Here is a 25,290-nt window from a genome sequence, read left to right as displayed (position 1 = left end):
CCTCAGAACGTGACCGAGAAGTCGGCGTGCAACGTCTGGTCGGTGACGCCCGATCCGAACTGACCGCCGTAGGAGATGCCCAGCGTCGTGTTGGTGCTGAGGCGCATGTCGAGGCCGAGATCGACCACCGCGGCGTTCTCGGCGATCGGCACGCCTGCGATGCTGAAGGGCGCGCTGCCGGCGAAGGACATGACCGAGGTCGGGGTGATGTCGCCGAAAGCGTGCCGCCAGCCGACCATACCCTTCGCCGTCACGACCATGTCGTTCAGGCCGAAGCTGGTCGCGGCGCGCAGGCCGATCGTGGTGAAGGTCGTATCGGTGACGGTCGACGGGCTGGTGAGTGCGGCGACGCCGCCCGTTTCGGTGAAGCCGTCGGTGCGCAGGTTAACATAGGCGAGGTTCGCGAACGGCTCGAGCGCAACACTGCCGGCTTGCATCTTGTTGCCGAGTTCACCGAAGATTTGCGCCGTGCCGGCACTGTAATCGCCAGACAGGTTGTTGGCGAAGCCGGTGAAGTTCACGCTGCGCTTGATGGCAATGTCGGAGATCGTGTAGGCCGCGCCGGTGCGGAAGGCGAGATCGCCCCATTGCGTGCCGCCATAGAGACCGACGCTGTAATTGTCGCTGCTACCCGACGAATGGCGATCCTCCGCGTCGAAGCTGGAGCGGCTGTAGCCGGCGACCGCGCCGAAGCGCCAGGTGTCGAAGACCGAAGCGTCCGCGCCCATGAAGAAGCCGCCGATCGAGCGATCGAGCTTCGCGGCGTTGCCGTCGCTGTTCCAATGGCCCCAGGAGCCGAACGCCTGACCCCAGACGGCGCCGCCGTCCGTGGTGGGATCGACCGCGCGCGGCTTGCCGTCGTCATAGGTGACGGTGTTGCCGCCCGACGCGCCGACGCCGCCGAAGGCCGCCCGCAGGCGGTCGTTGACCGCGCTGCGCAGGAAGCGGCTGTCTTCGATCAATACCGTATTGGCGGAAGCATGAATCTCGCCCGAAAGTTGGTCGAAGGCATATTGCGCTTGAGAAGCCGAGAGGTTCAGCACAGCATTGTAGATCGTGTTGCCAAAGCCGAGGCTTTCGACGCCACCGCCAGTCGCGATCTGGTTCGGCGTAATGCCCACGCCCGCAAAGTTGATGTTGTTGCGGGTCATCGTGAGATAGACGTTGCTCGCGTCATAGCTGAGCGACGGGTCGAGGAAGGCGAGATTTGAGGTCACGCCATCGGTAAAGGTGCCGGTGCGGCCACCCGTTGCAGTGAGGATCGTGTAGGTCGTGGCCGGGGCATAGTTGCCCGAACCGGCCAGCACCTTGACTCCGCCGCCGTCGATGGTTGCGGTGCCACCCGCAACGATCTTGTCCGATTGGCCAGCAGCATTGATTTCGACCTCGTAGATCGAACCGGCATTGAACGCGATGTTGCCGGCGATGTTCAGCGTGCCGATGGAGTTGCCGGGTGCGATGATCGATCCTGCATTTGCCGCGAGGCTGCCGATCATGCCATTGCCGCCAAGTGTACCACCGTTGGACACCGTGACCTGCCCGCCGCCGAGCAGGCCGTTCACCGCCAGACGGCCGCCCGTGACGTTCACCGCGCCTGTGAAGCCACTGGAGTCTCCCGTCAGGTTTGTAGAACCAGAGAACTGGTTGATCGTGCCGGAACCCAGCATGTTCGAGGCGAAGGTGTAGTTGGTGTCGGTGTGATTGAAGTTGAGCGTTCCGGTTCCTTGGCCGAATTCGAGCGTCCCGGCATTGAGCGTGCCCGCCGTCTTTGCGGACGAGCCTGCCGCACCGCCGATATTGAGCGTACCGGTCGAACCGGCCTGTCCGGCGAGGACTACGGCGCCGCCGGCGTTGACCGTGGCGCCATTCGCAATCGACAGCGTGCCTGTTCCGTCCAGACCGACGAACAGGTTTCCACTGTTCGTCCAGCTGGACCCGGTGCCATCGACGATGACCGTACCTTGCGCCCCGGAGCCATTGCCGACAGCCGCGAAGGCGCTGCTGACGCTGCCGCCGTTCACGATGTTCAGTGCGCCGGCACCATCGACGCCCACGAGCAAGCCCGTTCCGTTGGTCCAGGTCGAACCTGCACCCGTGACCGTTACTGTGCCGGTCGAGCCGGCGTTTACGCCCAGAACGCCGAAGGAATCGCTGACCTTGCCCCCGTTCGTGACTGTCAGCGCCCCGGTTCCGTCGCCCCCGAGCGCAAGTAAGGAGGAGCTGTTCAACACCGAGCCCGCGCCGTCGACGACGAAAGCCCCGGTTGACCCGGCGAGCCCGCCCGCGAAGAGGCCGCTTGAATTCAGGACGCCGCCAGCCTTGATGCCGAGTGTGCCGCCATCGACCTGCACGACGCCGATGAACGTGCCGGAGTTGCCGGTCAGATCGATCGTGCCGGCGCCTTCCTTCAGGATCGAGCCATTGCCGGAGATCGCTCCGCTGAACGTTGATGCGTCGGAACGGTTGAAGATCAGCAGTCCATCATTGACGATATTGCCGACGACCGAACCACTGGTCCCGCCGTTGCCGAGCTGGAGCGTGCCGTTGGCGATCGTCGTGCCACCGGTATAAGTGTTGTCGGCGGTCAGGATCAGAGTACCGAGGTCAGTCTTGTTGAGGCCACCCGTTCCGGTCAGCTCCGAGCCGATGGTCGCCTTGTAGTTCGCTCCGGCCGCCGAGCCGTCGCCGACACGAATGATGGAGTTGGGATCGGCGAGCGTGATCGGATCGCCGGTGAGCAGATAGCCGTTGGTGGCGAACTGCATTCCGGTGACCGAGATCGGCCCGGCGCTGGCGTCGATCGTCACCGTACCCGCCGCGCCCTGGAAGATCGCAAAGCCCGGCTGCGGGTGCATCACACCGTTGATCGAACCGTTCATGTCGGTCCAGTTGGTGGAGGTCGCGGTCCATGTGCCCGACCCTCCGTCGACGATATTGTTGTTGGCGTTGCCCGGAGCGTCGCCGTCCCAGAACGACAGGTTCGGCAAGGCGGTGCTGACGAGGTTGACCTGGCCTGCGACGGAGGTCTGCACCCCGAAATCGCCTGCGGTCGATCCCGCCGGGGTCGTCCCTATATCGAGGCCATTATCGGTCAGCGTCCCGCCATAGGTGATCAGACTATAGACGCCGGGGCCGAACGCGCCGCCAGAGGTGATGTTGAGCGTGCCGTCGAGCGTCAGGTCGTTGGCGACGTTGAACAGCGCCGCGCCGCCGGGGGAGCTGAGCGTCACATTGACGTTCGCGCCGCCGTCGAGATTGAGGTTCTGCATGGTCAAGGTCTGGCCCTGGACGCCGCTGAGGATACCACCCGAAGCGACGGTTACGGTGCCGCCGATCGAGCCCTTGCCGCCGAGCGTGCCGCCTGACTGGACATCGACCGCGCCGCTGCCGATCTTGCCGTCGACCAGCAATGTGCCGCCCTTGATATGGGTCGCGCCGGTGAAGCCAGTGGAATCCGCCGTTAGATGCGTGACGCCTGACACTTGATTGATCGTGCCGAGGCCGGAAATCGCTGCACTGAAGTCATAGTTCGCGCTCGTATGGTCGAAGGTGATCCGGCCGGTACCCGCACCGAAACGGACCGCCGTCGCGTCGAGAATCCCCGGCACAGCGCCGCCGATGGTCAAGCCGCCCGTCGCGCCCGCATGATTGGCCAGAACCAGTTCGCCACCCACGGAAATCTTGGCGCCATCGTCGATCCTGAGCGTGCCCTGACCGTAGTCGCCGACGATCAGATCGTTGGTGACATGCCAGATCGAGCCCGCATCCGAGACAGCCACGGCGCCTTTAGAGCCGGAAAGGGCGCCAACCGTGCCGGAGAGGCTGCTCACCCTGCCGCCGTTTCCTATGTTGAGCAGGCCGATGCCGCTCTGTCCGACGGTAAGGCTTGCCGTGTCCCAGACCGAACCTGCTCCATCGACCAGTGCGCTGCTCTGGGATGCCGCATTCCATCCGATGCTGGACATGCCACTGATGACTTGCCCACCGTTCGCGATATTCAGCATGCCGATGCCGCTGTTGCCCACCCTCAGGTCGCCGCTGTTGGTATCCCATTTGGAAGCGGCCCCATTCACGTTCACAGTGCCGGTCGAGCCTGTGGCGTCGCCGATGGTTCCGCCAAGACTGCCGACTGCCCCGCCATGGGTGACGTCCAACGTGCCGGTACCTGCATCGCCGACAGTGAGATCGCCGCTGTTGGTCCATTTCGAGCCCGCGCCATCGACCGTGACCATGCCGGTTGAACCGGCAACAGCTCCGATGAAACCGTCGGTGTTTTTGACGAGACCGCCGCTCGAGATGGTCAGCGACGCCGTGCCTGCGAGGCCGATAGTCAGGCCTTGGCTGTTGTCCCAAGTCGAATTTGCGCCGTCGACGAGTACAGTCCCGCTGGCTCCCGCGACAGCGCCAACATAGGCCCAACCGCCATTACCGACCTTGCCACCATTTTGAATGGCAAGTTTACCAGTTCCGCTATCACCCACCCGAAGAGCAGAGTTGTTGGTCCACGTGGAGCCGGTACCAACCACCGTCACATCGCCGCTTGAGCCGGAAGCGACACCGATTTCACCAAGGCCGCTGGTCACCCCGGCGCCATTTGAAATCGTAAGTTTGCCCGAGCCCGCATTTCCGACGAGGAGATCCCCTGTGCCTGTCCAAGTCGAGCCCGCGCCGTCCAATGTCGCGACGCCGCTCGCACCGGCTGTGTAGCCAAGGTATCTGTCGCCGGTCGATGTGACCTTGCCGCCGTTTTTGACAGTCAGTGAAGCCGTTCCGTTGAGGCCGACAGTCATTCCTAGACTGTTGTCCCAAATCGAATTTGTACCATCGACAAGCACGATCCCGCTGGCACCGTTCGCAACACCGACGTAGCTCCAACCAGTATTGATCACCTTGCCACCGTTCTGGATGGTAAGTTGACCTGTGCCGCTATCACCGATTTGAAGAGACGATCCGTTCGTCCAGGTGGAACCGGCACCATTGATTGTTACAGTGCCGACAGACCCGATAGCGTATCCGATTTCGCCAGGCCCATTCGTGACCTTCCCACCATTGAAGACGTTCAGCGTGCCCGTGCCATGGTCGCCGACCGTCAGGGTTCCCGTATTGGTCCATGTCGCGGTCGGGCCGCTGACGCCGACGAAGCCGACGCCGCCGGCCAGCGCGCCGATGGTGCCGTCGGTGTTCTTGACCTCGCCTTTGTTGATTGCCAAGGTTCCCTCACCGGCATTGCCGATGATGAGCGCCCCGCTCACATTCCACAAAGCGGAACTACCGGCGCTGCTCACGATGGAGCTGCCGACATCGACGAGGCCTTTCGAGCCGGCGAGGTTGCCGATCACGCCCGAAGCGCTGGCCAGCGTTCCGCCATCTTCAATGTTGAGAGTGGCAGTCGAACCGTCTGTGTTGGTGTCGCCGACCGCGATTTTGTTCGCTACTCCATTCTGAAGAGGTCCTGAGATATTGGGTATAGAGCCAGGACCGGCCTCGATCGTCACATCATCGGCGGCCGTCGGGACATGACCGGGGTTCCAGTTGCCAGCATTGAACCAGCTCCCGTTCGTCGCCCCCGTCCATTCCTGCGCCTGCGCGGAGAGAGGCAGCGCGAGGCCGACAAGTGCAGTCGACGTCAGCGCAAGAATCTTGAGCGTGGCGGCCCTGCGGCCCGTATTTTTCCTGCGCATTCCTGAAAACTCCCGGCGGACCAAGCAATTGGATAGCGATTGATCCAGCTATCGCACCGGGCTTCCGGGAAATCTTGGACAGCGCCACGCGCTTTTTGGACGGTGACACGCGCTATTGATTTTTCTTCGCGGTGTGGCGCTCAAAGCAGCCCGTCGGAACGAACAAGGCCCCGCCGAGTCGCTGCGCGCGATCACGACGGGGCCTCGGATCGGTAGTTCGGCGGGGTTAGTCGACCGCGCCGTCTTCCCGCAGACGGGCGGGCGCGTCGATGCCGGCGACAGCCAGTGGAGCACCGATATCGGCGATGAGCTTGACGAGATCGGGCTGACGGTTGGTGTTCGTCTTGGCGTAGATGCGGTTGAGATGGGTTTTCAGGGTGTTCTCGCCGATCCCGAGCGACAGGGCCGTCGCCGCCGCGCCTGCGCCGCTGCCGATCTTGAGAAGAACGCGCGCCTCGGCGGGCGTCAGGTCGAAGAGGGTTGTCAGCACCGCCTCCGGGATCGGTGTCGCCGAGATCGTGGTCGAGATGAAGACGGCCGCCCGCGCCGGTCGGAAGGCGGCGCGCGCCGTGCCGGCGGTGAGCGGCAGGACATAGGCGACGGCGGGTGCTTCCCCGGCCGCCGAGATTGGCAGCCCGATTCCGCGGGCGCCGAGCGTGACATCGGCGTTGGACGCCGCGGCGATGGCGGTCAGCAAGGCGTCAGCCATGGCGGGGTTCGTCGGTTGCAACACGCTGCCGCGCGACAGGATGGGCGCCTCGGCCGTCAGCATCCGCTCGGCGCTGGCGTTGGCGTATAGGATGCGCGCCTCGGCGTCCGTGAAGAGAATGGGTGTCGTGAGCGCACCCAAGGTCTCGCGATAGAAATGCGCCATGACGCGCGCCTGGTCGAGCAAGTCGCCGATCAATGCAGCCCGGCGCAGGTGCGGCGAAAGCAATGTCAGGAAATGCTGCTCCTCGCCGGAGATCACGTCACGGTCGGCATAGATGGAGGTGCCGAGAAGGCCGATGCGATCGGAGGTGTGGACGAACTTGACCATGCAGCCTTCGCGCAGGCCCTGCGGCCCGGCCCATTCGCGATAGAATTTGGTGGCGCGCAGCTCGGGTTCGCTGAGGCAGGACAGCGTCGTCAGCGGTGTGTCGATATCGCCGACGAGGGCGGGTTTCAGGCCAGGAATGTCGTCGAAGCCGTATTCGACCTGAAGCACACGCATCTGGTCGGCCGCCCAGGCGGAATGGGCGGCGAAACGGCCATGACTATCCTGTGTGCTGGCGAGCGCAATGGTTGTGTAGGCCGCGTCGGTCGCCTGAGTTATTCGGTTCAATACGCTGACCCAACCCTCGGGGTTCAAAACGCAGTCGTAGATGTCGCCAATAATAGATGAGAGTTTCTCAGAATTACGCCTTGTCACGCTGCACTCCATCATAACATGCAGAGTCAAAGGGGTGTTCTTGTCGCCCTATAGCGCAGCACCCGCGCCCTGTCTTCGGAAAAGGAAAACAAAAGGCGATCAGGCGCCAATTCCCCGTGCGTCATACTTTGCGGTGACGACATGGACAGGTGCGCAAGATTATAGGCTTGGGCGCGGGCTTCGAGCCCGGTGGATGCCGCCGTCACCGGCCGGATGATCACGCCGAACGGTGCAGCGGTTGCCAGGAAGCGCGGGACAAGCCGTTGTGAGGGGGGCGCGGTGCAGGCGAAGACATTCACATCCGCGAGCCTGCCTGAACATCTCATCCATCAAGAACGCTTTCGCCTGTGGCGCGACATCTCCTATTCCCGTGTCGCGTCGGTCGAGGTCGGCATATCCGACCTGCCTTTCGAGGCCGGCCTGAAGGCGAACAGCATCGGGCGGCTGGGATTTGCGAAGATGTCGGCCACGATCAACCGGGCGGCGCGCATGCTGCATCATATTCGGGCCGCGCGCACAGAGGTGTATCTGTTCACAATCAATCTCGGGCCCACGCTGATCGCCAGCAATCCGGGCAAGAGCGATATCACGATGCCCACGGGCAGCGCGATCCTCCATGCAACGAAGGCGCAGGCGTTCGTGGGCAGCGACCGCAACACCTGGGCGAACCTCGCGCTGCCGCGAAAGATCGTCGACGACAAGTTTCCCGGCATGGAGGGGCGGCAAGGCGCGCTCATCCCGGCGGAGAGCGAGGCACTGACGCTGCTGCGCAACTATCTGTCGATGCTCGAAGCGATGGAGTTGCCGGAGGAGTCGGTCCTCTTCGACCACATCAGCGAGACCGTCGTGGATCTCCTCGGCCTCGCGACCGGGGCCAAGGGCTCCGAAGCCGAGCTGGCCGGGACGCGGGGTCTACGCGCCGGTCGGCTGCAAGCGGTGCTGAAGCAGATCAAGAGCAACTACCGCAACCCGGCACTCTCTGCGTCGCTGGTTGGTTTGCAACTCGGACTTTCCGGTCGCTACGTTCGGGACCTGCTCGCCGCGACAGGGGCGAGTTTCTCGGAACGCATTCTGGAACTGCGCCTGCAAGATGCGAAGGCGATGCTGACCGATCCGCGCCATCAGGACAAGAAGATCGGCGACATCGCCATGGAGGTCGGATTCGGCGACATCTCCTACTTCAACCGAAGCTTCAAGAAGCGCTTCGGATGCAGTCCCGGCGCCGCGCGCTGAAGCCGCCTGCCCCCCACTCGTTCAACCCGGCCGGCACGTTGACCAGCAATGAAGGGTGGACGTGCGCGTGAAAAAGTCGGGGACCAGACCCGGCGCCGCGCCGGGGATCATAAGTGGAAAATTGCAGCTCAGATTGGCCTAGAAATGGGGGAGCACGTCAATCCGCTCGCTCCCGATCCATCTGATCAGGCGACGAAGCGGTTCGCGAGGAGGCAAGCTGGGGATCCAGGTGATCGAAGGACAACCAGGGGCCCAGGCCTGCGAGCAGACATTGCACAAGGCGATTGTGATGGCGGAAGCGAATGGTTGAAGGGACCAGACGGCTGCCGAAGCGCAGCTTCGAGGCGTAGGCGGTCTGCCCGGTCTGCAGCTCGCTTACGGCCCGCTCCAGGCAGAACCGCACATTCGCCATCCAGCTGACCGCATAGAGGTTGTGGTTGCGCGCCAGCGGGTAGCGCATGCCCAGGAATTTGTCGATCACGCGGTCGGATTCGACGAGTAGCAGGTTAAAGGCCGCAAGCGTGTCTCCCACCCAGTAGAGGGCAAAGACGGCCCGCTCTCCGAGCGCCTCGGCGACGGCTGCGAAATAGCCCGGCGGCAGCACTTCGAGTTCGCCGTAATCGAGGCCGCTGCGCGTGCGCGTCGCCTCGTAGAGGGTTTCGATTTCGTCCTCCAGCCCGGCGATGCCGATACGATGCTCGATGCGCACCGACCCGGCCTTCGCAAGCTTGCGGCGGATGTCCTTGCGCGTCGCGCCGGAGAGCGAGGCGAGATAGCCGTCCGCATCCACGAAAGGCAGGTCTAGCGTGGCGACCGGAAGGCTGCCGAGACTGGCGAAGCCGGCACGTCGAAGCATCGGTGCCAGCTCCTCATCCTCCCGAGGCGCAAGATCCTTGAACGCGACGAGATGCGCGCCCCGCGCCCGCGCCTCCGTCTCCAGCGCGGTCAGCAGGACCGCCATCGCCCCGGCGCGGGCTGCCGCATCTAGGCGAGCGGCGAAGCCGAGGTGGCAGCGCTCCGCATAGGGCGAGCCAACGCAAAGCACCCGGATCGCCGCAAGACCGGGAACCACCCGGAAGGCAGCCTCCGCCCACCGCCGCACACGCCCCTGCAACGGCGTGTCCAGCCTGTAGGCGAAGGGAAAGACCGGCGCCACGGCAGCGACGCCGACACAATCCGTGACGATCACGGCCCTACAGCGCAGGCCGACACCGGAGGCGACCGCCGCGCTGTCGCAGGCGCTGAAATAGGCGTGATCTTCCGCCTCCCCCGGCAGGCAGGCGTCCCAGTCCGCCGCCGCGATCTCGGCGATGCTTTCGACGACGCGCGCCGCGAACCTCGTCATTGCGCCGCGGCCACGCGCGCACGGCCGGGCCGCGTTCTCCCGCCCGCGGTCGCGAGGCGGTTCGCGAGCGCGAGCGTGCGGTCCACGACGATGCCGCGCTGCTGGTCGATGGTGACGAGGTGATAGCAATCGTCGAGGATCACCGCGTCGACGAGCCCGCCGAGGCGATGCTGGATCTCGAAGACGTTGGAAAGCCCGGCGATATCGTCCTCGCGCGCATGGACGAGCAGCGCCGGGCAGGTCACGGCGGGCATCCGCGCGCGCGTCACCGCGACAAGCCGCCAGAGCTGCTGGAGCGCCCGCGCGGGCGTGCCCTCCAGCCCGGCCATTGCGGTGTCGCCGGAGGCCATCGCCTCCATGATCGTTTGGCGAGTGCGCCTGTGCTTGATGCCGTAGGGCTCGCGCTCGGGAAAGCGGTAGCGGCGACCGAGCGGCGTGTTGATCAGCCACTTCAGCAGGAAGGCGTAGCGCGGGATCGACCAGCCGTCGTAACGCAGGGTCGGCGCGTAGAGCGCGAGGCCATCCACCTGGGCCGGTCGCTCGGCGGCGACATGGATGGCCAGCACAGCGCCCATCGAAAGGCCGCCGACGATCACCTGATCGCACTCGGCATGGAGGCGCGCCAGGGCGTCGAGGGCGCTTCGCGCCCAGTCGCGCCAGCCGGTGGCGAGCAGGTCGCCCTCGCTGCCGCAATGACCGACGAGCTGCGGACAATGGACCGTGTGACCGGCGGCGTTGAGCGCCCGCGCGATGAGTTTCAGCTCGACCGGCGTGCCGCCGAGGCCGTGGAGCAGGAGGAAGCCGGTTCGCCCGCCGGCCAGCCTTATGCCGTGGTCGGCTGCGGCCACCCGGGGTGCAGGGCCGTCCTCTTCCCGCGACGGGCGCGCGTTTCCAGAAATCATCACAACACCCGGTCGAAGAGATCGATGAGTTCGGCATTCACGCGCGCATTGACGGCGAGATCGTCTGCGCTGGGGCGAAGGGGCAGCGGATGGTCGAACCTCGCCAGGGCGGCGCGGAACGGGTCTTTGAAGCGCGGCTCCGACCAGTCGCCGCAGACATCCACGCCGGCGATGTGGCGCGTGCCGGCAAGATGCTCGACCGCGGCGAGCAGATGGCCGAGCGGCAAGGCGCCTTGGTCCCAATTGGTCAGCGCGTCGCCGCGCGCGAGCACGTCCTTGTCGATGGTAATCCATATGGCGCGGGTTGGAATCTCCTCGACGAGCTCGTCGAGGAAATCCGTCCAGCTTTCCTCGGCGAGATTGCGCCAGTGCAGATGGTCGCCCTCCTGCCGGTAGCAACGCGTGTGGCCGTAGCGGCCCCAGACGCGCGACGGGGGATGCCGCCAGGGATAGAGCGCGATGCGCCCGTCGCGCACCGCCCCGAGGTTCGCGAGCTGCAATTCCGGCCGCACCAGATCACCGCTGCATGGGCCGATCGTGACCACCTTGTACACATGCCGCAGGCTGAGCGCGCGATTGACCCAGGCGCCGCAATTGTGCGTGGCGGGAAACCGCACCCAGTCGGGATGATTGTCGAAATGGACAATGGTGACGGGCTCGTCCAGCGCCGCCACCAATCCGGCCGTGAGGTGGTGGAAATCGCCCGAGCCGTAGAAGGTGACAGTCGCGCCCGCGCCGTCCTCCGCCGGCGGCAGCCGCGCGGCGAGGCGGCGCAGCGCCCCGCGGCTCGCGACGATGCGCAGGCGGCCGGCGAGGTCGACGGCATCGATGCGGGTGGCCGTTCCCGCATCCATGCGCCGGCGCAGCGGCTCCTGGACCGGCAGGCTGCCGTCCAGATCGATCACACGAAATCGCGCCATGTTCGCGCGCCGCTCAAGCCGCCGCGACACGGGCGATCAACTGGTCGAGCAGCGCGATGGCGAGATCGATCTCAGCGTAGCTCATGGTCAGCGCCGGCGCGAGGGTGATGACGTTCTTGTGGTAGCCGCCGATGTCGAGCACGAGCCCGTAGCGGCGGCCGGCGACCTCAAGATCGGCCTTCATGCCCTCGTCGCACATAAGATCCACGAGGCGCTTGGCCGGCGTATAGCTGTCGTGCGCCTCGCAGATCTCCATGCGCAGCGCCATGCCAAGGCCGTCCACGTCGCCGACGATCCTGTGGCGGCGCTGCAAGTCCCTGAGCCCCTCCAGGAAGTAGGCGCCCTTGGCCATGACCATGGGCTCGTAGTCTTCCTCGGCCATCATCTTCATCGCCTCCAGCGCGACGGCGGTGCCGAGCGGGTTGGCGTTGAAGGTCGAATGGGTGGAGCCGGCCGGGAAGACAGTGGGATTGATGAGCTCTTCCTTCGCCCAGACGCCAGACAGGGGATTGAGGCCGTTGGTGACCGCCTTGCCGAAGACGATCACGTCCGGCTGCACGCCGAAATGCTCGATCGACCAGAGCTTTCCGGTCCGGTAGAAGCCCATCTGGATCTCATCGACGACCAGCAGGATGCCGTGGTCGTCGAGTACTTTCTTCAGCCCCGTGAAGAAATTGCGCGGGGGAATGACGTATCCGCCGGTGCCCTGCAAGGGTTCCACATAGAAGGCCGCGTATTCGGCCTGGCCGAGCTTGGGGTCCCAGACGCCGTTATACTCGCTCTCGAACAGACGGGCGAACTGGGCGACGCACTGTTCCCCATACTCCTCCTTGCTCATGCCCTTCGGCCCGCGGAAATGGTAGGGAAAAGGGATGAATTGCGCGCGCTCGCCGAAATGGCCGAAACGGCGGCGATAGCGGTAGGACGAGGTGATGGCGGACGCGCCGAGGGTGCGGCCGTGGTATCCCCCCTCGAAGGCAAACATCAGGCTCTTTCCGTTGCTGGCGTTGCGCACGATCTTGAGGGAATCCTCCACCGCCTGGGCGCCGCCCACATTGAAATGCACCCTCCCCTTGGCCCCGAACTTGGCCTCGGCATCCTTCCCGATCATGGCCGCGAGCTCGATCTTTTCGCGGTGGAGATACTGGCTCGCCACCTGTGGCAGGGTATCGATCTGACGCTTCAGCGCGGCGTTGAGGCGCGGGTTGGCGTAGCCGAAGTTGACGGCCGAGTACCACATCTGCAGGTCAAGGAAGCGGTTTCCGGCCGCATCCAGCATGAAAGACCCTTCGCAGCCCGAGAAGATCTTCGGAAACTGCGTGTAGTGCACCGTATCGCCATGGGAGCAATACTCGGCCTCAAGGGCCAGCAAGCGCGCCTCCTCGGCGGCGAGGCCGGCGCGCGTCGCCCCGCTGGCGGCGGTCGAGCGGTCGTGCTGGAGAACGGCGTTATCCATTGATCTTGTCCTCGAATTGACGGGGGGCGGCCGGCAGCGGCGCGCCGGCGAGAACCGCTTCCAGACGCGCGCTGGCGTCGGTGAAATCCGCGATGGGGTGATGGGGGATGCCGGCCTGCACGCAGTGGGCGACGAGGCTGGCCTTGGCGAACACGAGGTCTGCCTCGCCCACCACGCAGAAGTCCGATCGCCCGTCGCCGACGAGCAAATTCAGCGGCCGCGCCAGCTGCGCGGCGACACGGCACTTGCAGGTGCCGCTGCCGCAGGCTCCGCCCGGCGCCGCATGCGGCGACAGCAGCCGCCAGCGGTCGCCGCCCATCCACCTGAGTTCGTTGGCGACCACCGGGATGGGACCAAGGCCGGCGCGCGCCATGACCGTGCGGATCGTCCTGTCGAGCCCGTCGGACACGATAGTGAGCGGAATGGCGTGGCGCCCGCAGAGGCGGACGAACTCCGGGAAGCCGGGATCGATCTCCAGCGTGGCGGCGAAGGTGTCGAGCGCGTCGGGCGAGACGCGCAGCAGATCGACCTGTCGGGTCATGCAGGCGCGCGAGCCGATGAGGCCGGCGTGCCATTCGGCCTCGATCGCCTCCCAGCCCGGCGCAGCGAAGCGTTCCAGGACGCGGTCGGTGGTGTCCTCCCGGGAGATCGTGCCGTCGAAATCGACGATGGCCTGCCAGAGGGATTGCGGCGAGGATGGCACAGGGGGCAAGGCGGACCTCACAGGGGCGCGTCCGGGAGCGCCTCGACGATCAGCGCGGCATTGACGCCGCCGAACGCGAAGCTGTTGCTGAGGCCGATCGCACCGGCGATGGGCTGGTTCTGATCGCTGATGGCCAGCGGATATTCGGCCTGCGCTGCCTCGAAGCCGAGGGTGCCCGGCGCGGTGCGGGACTGGAGGGCGAGGATCGTCGCGGCAAGCTCCAGGGCACCCGAGGCCCCCAGCGTATGGCCGTGGACCGGCTTGGTCGCCGAGAGCGGAATGCGCGCCGCATCGGCGCCCAGGACCGCCTGAAGGGCTTCGGCCTCGGCGGCGTCATTCAGCCGCGTGCCGGTGCCATGGGCGTTCACATGGCTGATGTCGTGCGGAGCGAGGCCGGCATCTGCGAGCGCTGCGCGGATGGCCGCCGCCGCGCCGCCGGCATCGGGGCGCACCAGATCACCCGCGTCGGAGGTCGTGCCATAGCCACGCAGGCGGGCGAGGACCGGCGCGCCACGCCGCGCCGCCGCTTCATCGCTCTCCAGCACGAACACCGCCGCGCCCTCGCCCAGCACCATGCCGTCGCGGTCCGCGCAGAAGGGCCGGCAGCGGGTCGAAGTCAGCACGCGCATGGCCTGCCAGCTCTCAAGGGCCGACGGCGTGAGCGAGGCCTCGGTTCCCCCCGCGAGCACGCGATCGGCAAGGCCCGCCCTGATGAAGCTCATGCCGAGCCCGATAGCCTGCGCGCCTGAGGCGCAAGCGCTCGATATGGCGAGGACGGTGCCGCGGCAGCCCCACCGGCGACTCAGCAGCGCGGGGGCCGCATGGGCCATAAGCCGGGGAATGGTGAGGGGATCGGGCCGGCGCTGCTCCACATAGAGCCCGTGGTGGCTGTCGTCGATGGAGGTGGCACCACCGATGCCGGTTCCAACCAGCACCGAAGTGCGATCGCCAGCCAGATCTTCCGCACCCAGGCCAGCCGCAGCAACCGCTTCCTCCGCCGCCAGCAAGGCCAGCACGCTGAAGCGGTCATACGCGCGCCGGTCGCCAGCCGTCTGTGCCACGCTGACGGGGAGATCGCCGATCTGCGCCGCCCGGAACGCGCGGCGCCCGAAGGCGCGCGGCAGCACGACGGGGCCGATGGCGCTGCGCCCCTCGAACAGCGCACGGGCGAAGGCGCGCCGGTCGGCTCCTGCAGCGGAGACGACGCCGAAACCGGTGATCGCGACGCTGCTCATGACTGCAGCGCTGGCGTCGCGCGCTTGACGGTGTCCGCGAGCAGAACCACGAGTTCGCCGAGATTGCGCACCTCGCCCCAGCGCACCTCGCTTCCGATCTCGATGTCGAAGGCCTGCTCGACGCCGTTGATCACCAGGACAGCCTCGAGCGAGTCGAAATCCAGCTCGTCGAGGGTGGCGCCGGGCTTCATCGCGGCGCGGTCCAGCATGCCTTCCCGGGCGATCAGGTCCACCAGGAGAGCGGCGAGCTCGGGCTCGACGGAAGAGGGCCAAATCTCGGTGGGCCGGTCGTCGTCGGGCAGATTGGCTGACAAAGGGGATCTCCGATCCGATTGCTTCTGAGGAGATCGATGCGGCCGGCGGATTACGCGGGCATTACGTGCGATTGCTGCGCTTCATCTTCACGGATTGTGAAAGCGTACATAGACGCGCTGACCGATGAGGAAGAGATCCGGCCGGTCGATTTCGAGGATACCGTCCGCCACGCGCACGTCGGCGCGCTCGGTCGGCCCCTCGCCCCCGCGGCGGTTGTCGAGGAAGGCGCCGACCCTCAGAACATGGCCGGGGGCGCTCGTGCGCTCGTCGCTCTCCGCGACGATCTCGGCAGTCATGCCCGGCTTCACCAGCCGCACGAAATTCTCCTGGATCTCCGCCCGCACGATCAGCGGCGCATCGGGGATGACGACGAACATCTCCGTCGCCGCGCTGGCGGACACGATGTCACCCGGTTTCACCGAGCGGCGCCCAACACGCCCGGCGAGCGGGGCGCGCACCTCGCGGCGCTCTCGCTCATAGAGGGCGCTTTCGCGGCGGGCGAGCGCGAGCGCGGATGCGGCCTCGGCGCCCTTCAACTCGCCGGTCAGCGCGGCCATCGCCGCCTCGGCCTCGTCGAGAGCCTGCGCGGAAACCGCCTGCTCCTTCGCCGCGCGGCGGGTGCGGTCGAGGCCGCGCTGCTGCATGGCGCGTCGCCGCTCCAGCGCCGCCTGCCGGGCCTTCGCCTCATCGAGCGCGGCCTCGGCGGCGGCGAGGGCGAAGGTGGCCTCGCGCGCCGCGAGCCGCGCCAGAACCGTGCCGGCCTCCACGCGCTGGCCCTCGGCCACCAGCACCTCCTGAACCTCGCCGTCCCGCGTGGCCACGATGCGCGAGAGGCCGCCCTCCACCTCCACGCGCCCGCGCGCCGCGGCGATCACCGGCGCGCCATCCGGCTGCGGCTCGGCATCCACCCGGCTGCTGTTGGTCACCATCACGATGCCGGCGGTGATGCAGACGGCGAGCGCCAGCACCACCGGGGCGATGGTGACAAAACGCATGAGCTTCATGGACAGGTCTCCGTGGCGCCGGATCTCGAAGCGCCGCGACTGTCGCGACAGAGCCGGCCGTCCTCCATCTCGATGACGCGGTCGGCGCGGGCGATCAGGCGCGGATCGTGCGAGACGCAGACGACGATGGTGCCGCTGCGGTGGGCGATCTCGCGCAAGAGGTCGGTGACGATGGCCCCGTTCACGCTGTCGAGGGCGCTGGTGGGCTCGTCGGCGAACAGCAGGCGTGGGCGCTTGACGATGGCCCGCGCGATCGCCACCCGCTGCTTCTCGCCGCCCGACAGCTCGGCCGGGCGCAGATGCTGCCTCTGGCCGAGCCCCACCATGTCGAGAACCCGGGCGGCCGCCCGCCGGCCCACGTCATGCGGGATGCCGCAATAGTCGAGCACGAGTTGCACCTGCTCCAGCGCATCAAGCGCCGGAAACAGGTTGAAGCCCTGAAAGACGAAACCGCAATGGACGAGGCGGAAGGCGTCCCGCGCGGCATCGTCGAGCGCACAGAGGTCCGTTCCGAGCGCGCGCACCTCGCCGCGATCCGGCCGCGACAGGCCGCTCAGCAGCGACAGTAGCGTGCTCTTGCCGCAGCCCGAGGGACCGCTGATGAGGGAGAGTTCGCCCGGATGGAGCGCGAGGGAGACGCCGCTCAAGGCCTGGGTCCGAATGGACTGCACGACATAGGATTTCTCCAGCCCCCACGCGCGCAACGAGACGTCCGCGGTCATCGCAGCAGAGCCGCGGGATCGGCATGGCGCAGCCGGCGCAGCGCGAGCACGCCCGCGAGCAGCGCGACCGACAGCACGAGGCCGCCGGACAGCGCCATGATGCCGGGGCCGAGCGCGAAGGGGATGCCGTTGAGATAGGCCAGCGCCGCCGCGAGCAGGCTGCCGGCGAGGCCCAGCGCCAGGCCGACGGCGCCGACCCACGCCGCCTGCTCCACCACGATGCGGCGCAGCTTGGGGAACGGCACGCCGATTGCCCGCAGGGTGGCGTATTGCGGCGTCGAGGCCGCGACGGCGGCCGTCAGGGTCTGGCTGGTGATGAGCGTGCCCACCAGCAGCGCGACGATGGTCGCGAAGATGAAGCCGACGCCGGCGCCCGATTCCAGCAGCCAGTAGCGCACCGAGCGTCCGGCCAGATCCTCCGCCGTCCAGACCTCGAAGCGCTTTCGCGTCTCGGGCTGGGAGAAGCGGGCCTTCACCGCCCGCGACGCGCCCGGGGAGCGCAGCGCCGCGAGATAGTAAGTGACGTCGCCGGCCGCCGCGAGCGACCGGTCGAGCGCCCTGACGGTGGCGAGGGAGGCGACCACGTTGACGCCGCCCATGGCGCGCATACCGTCCGTGGTGCCCACCACGCGCACCCGCTGCCCGTTGATCTCGGCGGCGCCACCGATGGTGGTTCCGAGCTTGTCGAGGTCCGCCGCGTCCACCAGCACGGTCGCCGGCTCCGTCAGCAATGCGCGCCCGGAGCGTGGCATCGCCTCGGCGAGCCCCAACCCGTCCGGCCGCGTGTCGATGCCGATGAGGGTGACGCTGACGCCGCCGCCGCGCGGGCCGCGCCAGTCCCCGGAGCCCAGCAGGAGGGGCTCGACGCGCAGGATGCGCGGATCGACCAGCAGCTCGGCGGCGGCGCCGGCATCGATGCTGCGGCCGAGATCGGCGCTCTGCGTTCCGGGAAAGCCGACCCACAGATCGGCGCGTGACTGCGTGACCGGCAGCGCGTTGGTGCCGACGATGCCGAGCAGCAGCGCGCCCTGCACGATGATGAGGACGCCGGAAAAGCCCACCGACATCACCGCCGGCAGAAAGCGGCGCCATTCGTGAACCAGCGTCTTGCGGGCGAGCGCGACCGCCATCAGCCTCGCGCCTCCTGCGCCGGAGCCGGCGCGGCCGCACCCAGCGCCTTGTAGAGCGCGACGGTCGCCAGCCCCTCGGCCTCCCGCGCCGCGGCCAGCCGGCGCTGCGCCTGGATCAGGCCGGCGTCCGCGTCCGCCCGGCCGCCGGCATCCGCAAGTCCCTCCCGGTAGAGCACGCCGAGCCGGCGGGCCTGCCGCTGGTCCGCCTCGATCACCGCCGAGAGGCGTGTCGTCGCCGCGCGCGCAGCGCGCCAGTTCGCGAGCGCCCCGGCCGCCTCCTGATAGGCGGTGAGGACGGCCTGACGATAGGCCGCCAGCGCCTCCTCCAGCAGCGCGCGCCGGGCATCGACCGCGGCTTCCCGCCGGCCATGGTCGAACAGGGGAATCTGGAGGGACGGCCCGCCGGCGAGGCCCAGCGGCAAACCGGGAGACGGCAGGCCGACGCCGATCGTGCCGCCGAGCCGCAGCTTCGGATAGAGATCCGCCTTCGCGATCCCCACATCGGCGGCGGCCTTCAGCACCCGTTGCTCGGCCGCCCGCACATCCGGCCGCGCCCGCAGGAGATCGGCCGGCCGCCCGGCCTCCGGACCGTCCGGCGGAAGCGGCTGTCGCCCCGAGGCACCGAGCGTGTCGTCGGGCATCGCGGTGCCGAGCAGCGTCGCAATCTGATGGCGCAACGCCCGCGCGCGGGCATCGAGCCGGGCGAGCTCGACCTGCGTCTCCGCGACGGCGGCACCGTCGGTATCCGCACCCGGCGGCGCAAGGCCGATCCGCTCACGGCTGCGCGCGAGGCCCGCACGCCGCTCCTGCGTCGCGAGGAGAGCAGCCAACAGCTCCCGCTGCCGCGTCGTTGAGCACAGGGAGATGTAGGCCGCGGCGACCTCCGCGGTCACCGCGATGCGGACCGCTTCCAGCTCGTCGCCGGCGATGGCGGCCGAGGCAGCCGCAGCCTGCTGGCTGCTCTCCGACAAGCCGAACAGGCCCACGTCCCAGCTGGCGTCGAATCCGGCGACCACCGGCTGCCGCAGGGGATCCTCGAACGGCTCCTCCGACGTGCCGGCCAGCGCCTGCCCGCTGCTGCCCACGCTCGGAAGGAACAAGGCGGATGCGGCGCCCGCCAGGCTTCGCCCGGCCGCCAGGCGCGCCTTCGCCTGCGCGATGGAGAGATTCTGGCGAGCCGCCTGGGCGATGAGCCGGTCCAGCGCCGGATCGCGGAAGCGGCGCCACCAGCCATCGATATCCCGCCGTGGCCCCGGCGCGGCGTCCTGCGCATAGCGCACGGGCAGCACCGGCGCCTCGGCGACGACGGGCTCCAACATCGAGCAGCCCGCCAGCAGCCAGACGCCCGCGAGTGCAAGGGCCGCGGACGGACGGCTGACCCGCGCACGACCATCGCAAGACATGGGAGAAGGTTGCAGCGGCATCGTCCGTCATGTGGCGCTGGTCGGCATCCTCGCCATCGGCGTGAGGCCGGCCAGCCAGGATGCCCGGAAGCGAGGATGCTGGCGGGTGTTGCAGTCCAGTGGCCCTCGCGAGCATCACGGCATCTTGCGCGGTGCGATTACGCGAGCATTACGCCCCGTGCACCGCGAGGGGAGCCGCAGTGGCGGCCGCCATACGCGCGCCGACGGTTTCGGTCGCGGTCACGCGCCCGCGCGCCATGTGCACGATGCGGTCGGCGGCATCGAAATATCGGTCGTCATGCGACACCGCGATCACGGTCTTGCCGGCCTGCCGCAGCTCCGGCAGGAGCTTGCGGTAGAACATGGCCCGGAAGTCCGGATCCTGGTCCGCCGCCCATTCGTCGAACATCAGGATCGGGCGATCCTCCAGCACGGCGTGGATGAAGGCCAGCCGCTTGCGCTGCCCGGTGGAGAGATCGGTGGTGGCGAGGCGCCCCTCTTCGACGGCCACCACCCCGGCGAGATCGAGCCGCTGCAGCCAGGCATTGACCCGCAGTGCGCCGCCCGGCCCGGCCAGGATCTCATCGAACAGGTGGTAATCGGCGAACACGCCGGAGAACAGCTGCCGGTAGCCTTCGAGCCCGGCGGCGAGCACGGGCCGCCCGTCCAGCAGCACGTGGCCAGTGCAGGGCCGGTACAGCCCGAGCAGGATCTTGATGAGGGTCGTCTTGCCGCTGCCGTTGCCGCCGACGATGAATGTAATCTCGCCCTGCCGAATGGTCAGGTGCGGAACATCCAGCGCGAAGCCGCCCGCGCCTCCCTCGCCGGCGAAGCTGTGACGCACGCCCTGAAGGGCGAGGCTGTCGCAGAAGGGCGGCGCAGGGTGCCTGCCCGCGACGTTCGAACCCTCTTCGGCGAGACCGGCCGTCAGGGCGCCGATGCGGCGCAGGGCGATCTGCGCCTGGCTGAACACCGGCAGCGCGCTGGCCAGTTCCTCGATCGGCCCCTTGGCGAACAGCATCACGATGATGAAGCCGGTGATGACCTCGTTGTCGATGCCGAGATGGGGCCGCAGCACCAGGACGATGCAGACGAACACGAAGATCAGCGCGATGCTGATGGTATCGACGGCCCAGAACAGGGCGTAGGCCCGGCCGTTGACGGCGGCGATGCGGTTGGTGAGGGCGCCGATGCCCTGCCGCTCCACGCGCAGCCGGCGCGGGCGATTGAGGCGCAGTTCCTTGGCGCCTTCGATGATGGCGCGATACTGCTTCTGCAACTGGTCCTCGAGACCGCGCGCCTCGTCGAACCGGACAAGCCAGGCCCGCATGGCCACCGAGTTGAGCACCCCGCCCAGCACCACCAGCACCAAGCCGAAGCACAGCATCGGCACCGACAGCACGAACAGATAGGCGAGGCAGCCCAGAACCATCGCCAGGGCGGTGGTGTAGCCCGCGAAATGGTTGCCGAACTCGGCGATCTTCTCCACGTCGCCGTTGAGCACCGCCATGAGCCGCGGGCTCTTCATCCGCTCGATCCCGGCGAGCGGCGCATCGAGGATGCGGTGGCACACCTCCTGCCGCAGCCGCGCGACGATGCGCTGCCCCAGCAGGCTGTTGCCGATGCCGGCGATGAGCTGGCCGGCGAGGCTGAGCAGGCACAGCGCGGCAAGGCCCATCAGCATCCCCGCGGAGGCGGCGGAGGCGAGCGCGCCGTTGATGAGCGAGAGCGCCCAGGCCATGGCCAGTCCGCCGGCGCCGCCCGCGAGGCTGGCCAGCAGGATGAGCCGCCAGAAGGGGCGCAGAAGGCGCAGCACCTCGCGCAGAAGGTGGGGGGGCGGTTCGGCGGGAGAGGAGGTCATCGCAGGGTCGCAATCAGATCTGGAACGGGAGATTTCGGCGCGCGGCGGGGCGGGGCCGGATCAGTGGCCCCAGTCGCCATCGTCACCGGGCTCCTCGTCGAAATCCTCGTCCCAGCCGTCCCGATGGAAATCCGGATGGTAGATCCCGATGGGCGGAGGCTGCGGCACGGGACGGGTCCAGCCGGGATAGGGGCCGTAGACATAGACCTGAGGCGGCGGCGCGGCGAAGACCTGTCCGGCCCATGCACCGGCAGCAGCGCCCGCGATGGCGCCGGCAATGATGTCGTCACTGTCCGCGGCCGCGGGACTGACGCTCAGGGCGCTCGAGACGGCAGCACCGAGAAGAAGCGTGGCGATGGTCCGCATGATGAATCCCGGAGAAATGGAAAACATGTGCCATTCTCGCCCCCAGGATTACCGACGCATTACACGGCGGGCCGGCGGAACATCATTGCGGAAAGCTCAAGGTCACCGTCGTGCCACCGCCCGGCGTTTCCTCCATGGAGAGGCCGGCGCCATGCAGCGCCGCGACCTGCGCAACGATGGCGAGGCCGAGGCCCGTGCCGGCGGAATCCTGCTTGCCGCGCGCGAACGGCTCCATGACCGTGCGCCCGCCATAGGCTGTGCTGATGCCGGGGCCGAAATCGATCACCGAGACCCGTCGGGACGCGGCCACCTCGACCACCACCCGGCCTCCGCTGCCGCCGTGCTGGATCGCGTTGCGTACGAGATTGGACAGGCCGATGCCGATGGCCTGCGACGAGCCGGAGACCATCACCGGCCCCTCGCCGCGCAGCTCGATGTCCACGCCGCTCGCCAGCGCCGTCGGCACCTCGCGGGCCGTCGCCTCGCGGACCACCGAGACGAGATCGATGGGCTGCATTTCCGTAGGCTGGGAGGTGAGCCGCGCGAGCTGCAGCAGCATGGTCACCGTCGCCGACAGCGATTGCAGCTCCCCCACCAGCTCCGCCTTGATCTCGCGATCCTCGACGCGCTCGAGGCGCGTGCGCAGGCGGGTCAGTGGCGTGCGCAGCTCGTGGGCGGCATTCGACAGGAAGCGCCGCTGCTCCGCCGTCGCGGCGTCGATCCGGTCGAGGGCGCGATTGAAGGCGAGGGCGAGCGGCTTCAGCTCCGAGGGCTGCCGATCGACCGGCAGCCGCGCGCCCTCCCGGGCGCCGATCTCCTCGGCTGCGGCCGCCGCCCGGCGCACCGGCCGCACGATCAGCGCCGGCACCACCAGAATGGTCGTGAGGATGATGATGGCCATCACCGCCGCCAGGAGCGTCGAGGGTATGTCAGGCTCCCGCAGGAGCGACAGGACGACTTCCGTGCTGGTGTAGACCGCCCCGCCGAGGGCGATGAGCATGACCGGGTCGTCCTCGGCGCGCGTCGAGCCGAGGAGCTGCATCTCGGGCCCGCTGGCGTCATAAGCGGACCGCGCCTCCGACGCATCCGGCAGGCCGAGCCCCCCGCGCACGCGCGGGGGCACCGCGCCATAGGAAAGGCTGCCGTGAGGCGTGCTGACCACATACCAGAGCTGCGGAAACTGCCGCTGAAACGCGATCAGCCGCCCCGTCGGCGTCAGCAGGGGGCGGCCCGCCTCGTCGAGCCGGACCGAGCGCTTGATCTCGGTGGCGACATCGGACTGCGCGACGTCGCCGTCGTCCCCGTAGAAGGCGATGAAGCCGACGAAGAGGCAGCACAGCAGCGCCGAGATCAGGCCTCCGAGCAGCATCGCGGCCGACGAGGCGATGGATCTCTTCAGCAACATCCTCATTCAGCCATCAGATAACCGATTCCGCGCAGGGCCTTGATTTCCGCACGGCAGCCGGCTTCCCGCAAGCGCTTGCGCAAGCGCGACAGGTGGGCGTCGATGGCATTCGACTGGATCTCGTCGTCGAAGCCGTAGACCGCGTTGTCGAGGGATTCGCGCAGCACCACCTGCCCCGCCCGGCGCATCAGCGCTTCCAGCAAGGCGAGCTCCCGGCGCGGCAGGATCAGCGGCTGATCGTCCACATAGGCGGTGCGCGCGAAGGTGTCGAAGCGCAGGTTCGACACGCTGGTGACGCCCTTCTGGTCGAGCTGGTTGCGCCTCAGCACCGCCCGCGCCCGCGCGATCAGCTCCACCGGCTCGAAGGGCTTGGCGAGATAGTCGTCGGCGCCGGCATCGAGCGCCCGCGCGATCTCGTTGGGATCGTCCAACGCGGTCAGCACCAGGATGCTCGGGCGCGGGCTGAGCATGCGCATTTTGGCGATCAGCGTCACCGCGTCGCCGTCCGGCAGCCGGCGGTCCATCACCACCAGATCGAAGGGGCGCACCTTCAGGGCGGTCTCGGCCTCGTCGAGCGTCGCCACGCGATCGGCCCCGCCGAGCGCGGCCTCCAGCGCATCCCGCAGCCAGGGGCCGAGGTCGGCATCGTCCTCTATGACGAGTATGCGCACGGATGAATGCCCTCTTCGTGTGGCGCCGCTTCCCTGCCGCCCGCTTCTTGGCCGCCATCGTTACATGAAGATTACACCCGCGCCGAGGCGGGGCCGCGCCGGTCGTCAGGGGCGGTGTAATGTCCACGCAATGAAGCCCCGATTCATGGACGGGGCGCGGCCCACCCCGCGTACGCGATGGCTTCGGATGTGCGGGGGATCAACCGTGTCCGCTGAGCGGACACGGTGCCATCCGAAGCCATCACGCCCTCTTGCGCCGCCGGCAGGGTGCCGGATCCCGCAACGGGCCGAAGGCCGGCGACCGCGCCGCATCGCCCCAAACCCTGTGCCCGGAGCGGGCCTTCAGCCGGATCATGATCTTGGATCACGATATTATGACGCTCGAGCCTGTGGCCCCCGCCGACCTGCCGCGCTACCGGCAGGATTTGCGGGAGGCCTTCGCCGTCGCCGCCATGGCGGAATTCGGCGCGCTGGCGGAGACCGCCATCCCGCCGGACGAGATCATCAGGGAGTCCTGCGAAGCCGCGGGCGCGGAGGTTCTTCACATCGTGCGGAACGGACACAGGGTCGGCGGCGCGGTCGTTGTCATCGACAGGCTGACCGGGCAGAACGCCCTCGACCTGTTCTTCGTGGCCGTGGGCCATGAAGGCCAGGGCATCGGCAGGCGCGCCTGGTCGGCGATCGAAGCCCGCTATCCGCAAACGCGGGTGTGGACGACCCACACCCCCTATTTCGAGAGGCGGAACATCCACTTCTACGTCAACACATGCGGCTTCAGGATCGTCGCCTATTATCACGCCGGCCACCCCGATCCCCATCGCGACGATCAGCCCGCCCTCCCGGGCGGCGGCGGCATGTTCAGGTTCGAGAAGGTCATGGCCGGTCGGGACTAGAGCGGCCCGCCGGGCTCGGGACGCCACCACACAGAACAGGAAAAGAGTCATGCCTCAATCGCTGCACGCCGGAGAGGGCGTCGTCTACCCGCGCTCCATGCGCATCCTGCATTGGGTGCGGGCGGTGCTGATCCTCGCGCTGATCGCAGCCGGCTGGCACATGACCCGCCTCGCCGAAGACGATCCGACCGCCGGCTTTTTCTACGTGAACCACAAGCAGTTCGGCATCCTGGTCTGGCTCGTCGCGCTGGTGCAGCTGACCTTGCGCTGGCGCTACAGCGCCGCGATTCCCGGCCTGCCTCCGGCGCTGCGGGGCTGGGAGAAGATGATGTCGCACGCCATCCACCGCCTGATGATCGCGCTCACCGTGCTCATCCCGCTGCTGGGCTATGCCATGTCCAGCAGCTTCACCCAGAGCGACGGCGTGCCCTTCTTCTTCCTGCCGCACCTGCCGGAACTCCTGCCGAAGAACGACGCGGCCTTCGCGGTGTTTCAGGCGCTCCACAAATATGCCGCCTATCTGCTCCTCGCCTGCGTCGTCCTGCACGTGGCGGGCACGCTGAAGCACCGTTTCGAGGACAGGAACGGCCCCACCGACGTTCTGCCGCGCATGTGGCGCAGCCGCGCCTGACGC

The 25,290-nt window shown here is 67.8% G+C and carries 20 protein-coding genes; 3 read left to right on the top strand and 17 right to left on the bottom strand.

Going from position 1 to position 25,290, the window contains the following annotated elements; genetic code table 11:
• Nucleotides 1-2: 2 nt before the first annotated feature.
• Together V5F74_RS09115 and V5F74_RS09110 are read right to left on the bottom strand one after the other, a co-directional pair.
• Complete coding sequence (locus tag V5F74_RS09115) at nucleotides 3-5,681, bottom strand: autotransporter domain-containing protein (RefSeq protein ID WP_394007555.1); 5,679 nt, start codon at nucleotides 5,679-5,681, stop codon at nucleotides 3-5.
• 226 nt (nucleotides 5,682-5,907) lie between these two features.
• A complete protein-coding gene (locus V5F74_RS09110; RefSeq protein ID WP_394007553.1) occupies nucleotides 5,908-7,092 on the bottom strand; it encodes a LuxR family transcriptional regulator in 1,185 nt (394 codons plus the stop codon).
• A 189-nt stretch (nucleotides 7,093-7,281) separates the two neighbouring features.
• Between V5F74_RS09110 and V5F74_RS09105 the strand changes: the two genes are divergently transcribed.
• On the top strand, nucleotides 7,282-8,325 hold the full coding sequence (locus V5F74_RS09105; RefSeq protein WP_394007551.1) for an AraC family transcriptional regulator: 1,044 nt from the start codon (nucleotides 7,282-7,284) through the stop codon (nucleotides 8,323-8,325).
• Between the two features lie 157 nt (nucleotides 8,326-8,482).
• On the opposite strand, the gene V5F74_RS09100 is transcribed toward V5F74_RS09105, so the two are convergent.
• The 15 genes from V5F74_RS09100 to V5F74_RS09030 all read right to left on the bottom strand — a co-directional run bounded on the left by V5F74_RS09100 (nucleotide 8,483) and on the right by V5F74_RS09030 (nucleotide 23,763).
• Nucleotides 8,483-9,670: a GNAT family N-acetyltransferase gene (locus tag V5F74_RS09100; RefSeq protein ID WP_394007549.1), complete on the bottom strand. Its 1,188-nt coding sequence runs from the start codon at nucleotides 9,668-9,670 to the stop codon at nucleotides 8,483-8,485.
• The gene (locus V5F74_RS09095; RefSeq protein WP_394007547.1) at nucleotides 9,667-10,518 is read right to left on the bottom strand and encodes an alpha/beta hydrolase; all 852 of its coding nucleotides are present in this window, start codon (nucleotides 10,516-10,518) and stop codon (nucleotides 9,667-9,669) included. The genes V5F74_RS09100 and V5F74_RS09095 overlap by 4 nt, the downstream gene beginning before the upstream one ends.
• Before the next feature lie 53 nt (nucleotides 10,519-10,571).
• A complete protein-coding gene (locus V5F74_RS09090; RefSeq protein ID WP_394007545.1) occupies nucleotides 10,572-11,492 on the bottom strand; it encodes an arginase family protein in 921 nt (306 codons plus the stop codon).
• A gap of 13 nt (nucleotides 11,493-11,505) precedes the next feature.
• Nucleotides 11,506-12,948 (bottom strand): aspartate aminotransferase family protein, encoded by a 1,443-nt coding sequence (locus V5F74_RS09085; RefSeq protein WP_394007543.1) that lies wholly within the window; start codon nucleotides 12,946-12,948, stop codon nucleotides 11,506-11,508.
• Nucleotides 12,941-13,651 carry an MtnX-like HAD-IB family phosphatase gene (locus tag V5F74_RS09080; RefSeq protein WP_394008882.1) on the bottom strand — a complete coding sequence of 237 codons (711 nt, stop codon included), beginning with the start codon at nucleotides 13,649-13,651 and terminating at the stop codon, nucleotides 12,941-12,943. Before V5F74_RS09080 ends, V5F74_RS09085 begins: the two co-directional genes overlap by 8 nt.
• A 17-nt stretch (nucleotides 13,652-13,668) precedes the next feature.
• Nucleotides 13,669-14,886: a beta-ketoacyl-[acyl-carrier-protein] synthase family protein gene (locus V5F74_RS09075; protein WP_394007541.1), complete on the bottom strand. Its 1,218-nt coding sequence runs from the start codon at nucleotides 14,884-14,886 to the stop codon at nucleotides 13,669-13,671.
• Complete coding sequence (locus V5F74_RS09070; RefSeq protein ID WP_374254039.1) at nucleotides 14,883-15,200, bottom strand: acyl carrier protein; 318 nt, start codon at nucleotides 15,198-15,200, stop codon at nucleotides 14,883-14,885. Before V5F74_RS09070 ends, V5F74_RS09075 begins: the two co-directional genes overlap by 4 nt.
• 87 nt (nucleotides 15,201-15,287) lie before the next feature.
• Nucleotides 15,288-16,205 carry an HlyD family secretion protein gene (locus V5F74_RS09065; RefSeq protein ID WP_394007539.1) on the bottom strand — a complete coding sequence of 306 codons (918 nt, stop codon included), beginning with the start codon at nucleotides 16,203-16,205 and terminating at the stop codon, nucleotides 15,288-15,290.
• A complete protein-coding gene (locus V5F74_RS09060; protein ID WP_394007537.1) occupies nucleotides 16,202-16,927 on the bottom strand; it encodes an ABC transporter ATP-binding protein in 726 nt (241 codons plus the stop codon). Before V5F74_RS09060 ends, V5F74_RS09065 begins: the two co-directional genes overlap by 4 nt.
• Nucleotides 16,924-18,057, bottom strand: a complete 1,134-nt coding sequence (locus V5F74_RS09055; protein ID WP_394007535.1) for an ABC transporter permease — start codon at nucleotides 18,055-18,057, stop codon at nucleotides 16,924-16,926. Before V5F74_RS09055 ends, V5F74_RS09060 begins: the two co-directional genes overlap by 4 nt.
• Entirely contained in the window at nucleotides 18,057-19,460 is a 1,404-nt protein-coding gene (locus tag V5F74_RS09050; protein WP_394007533.1) for an efflux transporter outer membrane subunit, read from the bottom strand. The genes V5F74_RS09055 and V5F74_RS09050 overlap by 1 nt, the downstream gene beginning before the upstream one ends.
• Before the next feature lie 169 nt (nucleotides 19,461-19,629).
• Nucleotides 19,630-21,321, bottom strand: coding sequence for a cyclic peptide export ABC transporter (locus V5F74_RS09045; protein ID WP_394007531.1), 1,692 nt, complete (start codon nucleotides 21,319-21,321; stop codon nucleotides 19,630-19,632).
• 60 nt (nucleotides 21,322-21,381) lie between these two features.
• Complete coding sequence (locus V5F74_RS09040; RefSeq protein ID WP_394007529.1) at nucleotides 21,382-21,714, bottom strand: hypothetical protein; 333 nt, start codon at nucleotides 21,712-21,714, stop codon at nucleotides 21,382-21,384.
• 55 nt (nucleotides 21,715-21,769) lie between these two features.
• Nucleotides 21,770-23,098 carry a sensor histidine kinase gene (locus V5F74_RS09035; RefSeq protein ID WP_394007527.1) on the bottom strand — a complete coding sequence of 443 codons (1,329 nt, stop codon included), beginning with the start codon at nucleotides 23,096-23,098 and terminating at the stop codon, nucleotides 21,770-21,772.
• Nucleotides 23,095-23,763: a response regulator transcription factor gene (locus tag V5F74_RS09030; protein ID WP_374251471.1), complete on the bottom strand. Its 669-nt coding sequence runs from the start codon at nucleotides 23,761-23,763 to the stop codon at nucleotides 23,095-23,097. Before V5F74_RS09030 ends, V5F74_RS09035 begins: the two co-directional genes overlap by 4 nt.
• Before the next feature lie 251 nt (nucleotides 23,764-24,014).
• On the opposite strand from V5F74_RS09030, the gene V5F74_RS09025 reads away from it, so the two are divergent.
• Together V5F74_RS09025 and V5F74_RS09020 are read left to right on the top strand one after the other, a co-directional pair.
• Complete coding sequence (locus V5F74_RS09025; protein WP_394007525.1) at nucleotides 24,015-24,656, top strand: GNAT family N-acetyltransferase; 642 nt, start codon at nucleotides 24,015-24,017, stop codon at nucleotides 24,654-24,656.
• A gap of 49 nt (nucleotides 24,657-24,705) precedes the next feature.
• Nucleotides 24,706-25,287 carry a cytochrome b gene (locus V5F74_RS09020; protein WP_394007523.1) on the top strand — a complete coding sequence of 194 codons (582 nt, stop codon included), beginning with the start codon at nucleotides 24,706-24,708 and terminating at the stop codon, nucleotides 25,285-25,287.
• Nucleotides 25,288-25,290: the final 3 nt, after the last annotated feature.

It is taken from the genome of Xanthobacter aminoxidans (assembly GCF_043193615.1).
Classification (GTDB): domain Bacteria; phylum Pseudomonadota; class Alphaproteobacteria; order Rhizobiales; family Xanthobacteraceae; genus Xanthobacter; species Xanthobacter aminoxidans.
This window is presented reverse-complemented; position numbering and strand designations above follow the sequence as displayed.

Excerpts from the sequence above, each read along its gene's own strand:
- V5F74_RS09115 (WP_394007555.1), bottom strand. The coding sequence starts at position 5,681 with ATGCGCAGGAAAAATACGGGCCGCAGGGCCGCCACGCTCAAGATTCTT.
- V5F74_RS09100 (WP_394007549.1), bottom strand. The coding sequence starts at position 9,670 with ATGACGAGGTTCGCGGCGCGCGTCGTCGAAAGCATCGCCGAGATCGCG.
- V5F74_RS09090 (WP_394007545.1), bottom strand. The coding sequence starts at position 11,492 with ATGGCGCGATTTCGTGTGATCGATCTGGACGGCAGCCTGCCGGTCCAG.
- V5F74_RS09085 (WP_394007543.1), bottom strand. The coding sequence starts at position 12,948 with ATGGATAACGCCGTTCTCCAGCACGACCGCTCGACCGCCGCCAGCGGG.
- V5F74_RS09075 (WP_394007541.1), bottom strand. The coding sequence starts at position 14,886 with ATGAGCAGCGTCGCGATCACCGGTTTCGGCGTCGTCTCCGCTGCAGGA.
- V5F74_RS09065 (WP_394007539.1), bottom strand. The coding sequence starts at position 16,205 with ATGAAGCTCATGCGTTTTGTCACCATCGCCCCGGTGGTGCTGGCGCTC.
- V5F74_RS09060 (WP_394007537.1), bottom strand. The coding sequence starts at position 16,927 with ATGACCGCGGACGTCTCGTTGCGCGCGTGGGGGCTGGAGAAATCCTAT.
- V5F74_RS09055 (WP_394007535.1), bottom strand. The coding sequence starts at position 18,057 with ATGGCGGTCGCGCTCGCCCGCAAGACGCTGGTTCACGAATGGCGCCGC.
- V5F74_RS09050 (WP_394007533.1), bottom strand. The coding sequence starts at position 19,460 with ATGTCTTGCGATGGTCGTGCGCGGGTCAGCCGTCCGTCCGCGGCCCTT.
- V5F74_RS09045 (WP_394007531.1), bottom strand. The coding sequence starts at position 21,321 with ATGACCTCCTCTCCCGCCGAACCGCCCCCCCACCTTCTGCGCGAGGTG.
- V5F74_RS09040 (WP_394007529.1), bottom strand. The coding sequence starts at position 21,714 with ATGTTTTCCATTTCTCCGGGATTCATCATGCGGACCATCGCCACGCTT.
- V5F74_RS09035 (WP_394007527.1), bottom strand. The coding sequence starts at position 23,098 with ATGAGGATGTTGCTGAAGAGATCCATCGCCTCGTCGGCCGCGATGCTG.
- V5F74_RS09020 (WP_394007523.1), top strand. The coding sequence starts at position 24,706 with ATGCCTCAATCGCTGCACGCCGGAGAGGGCGTCGTCTACCCGCGCTCC.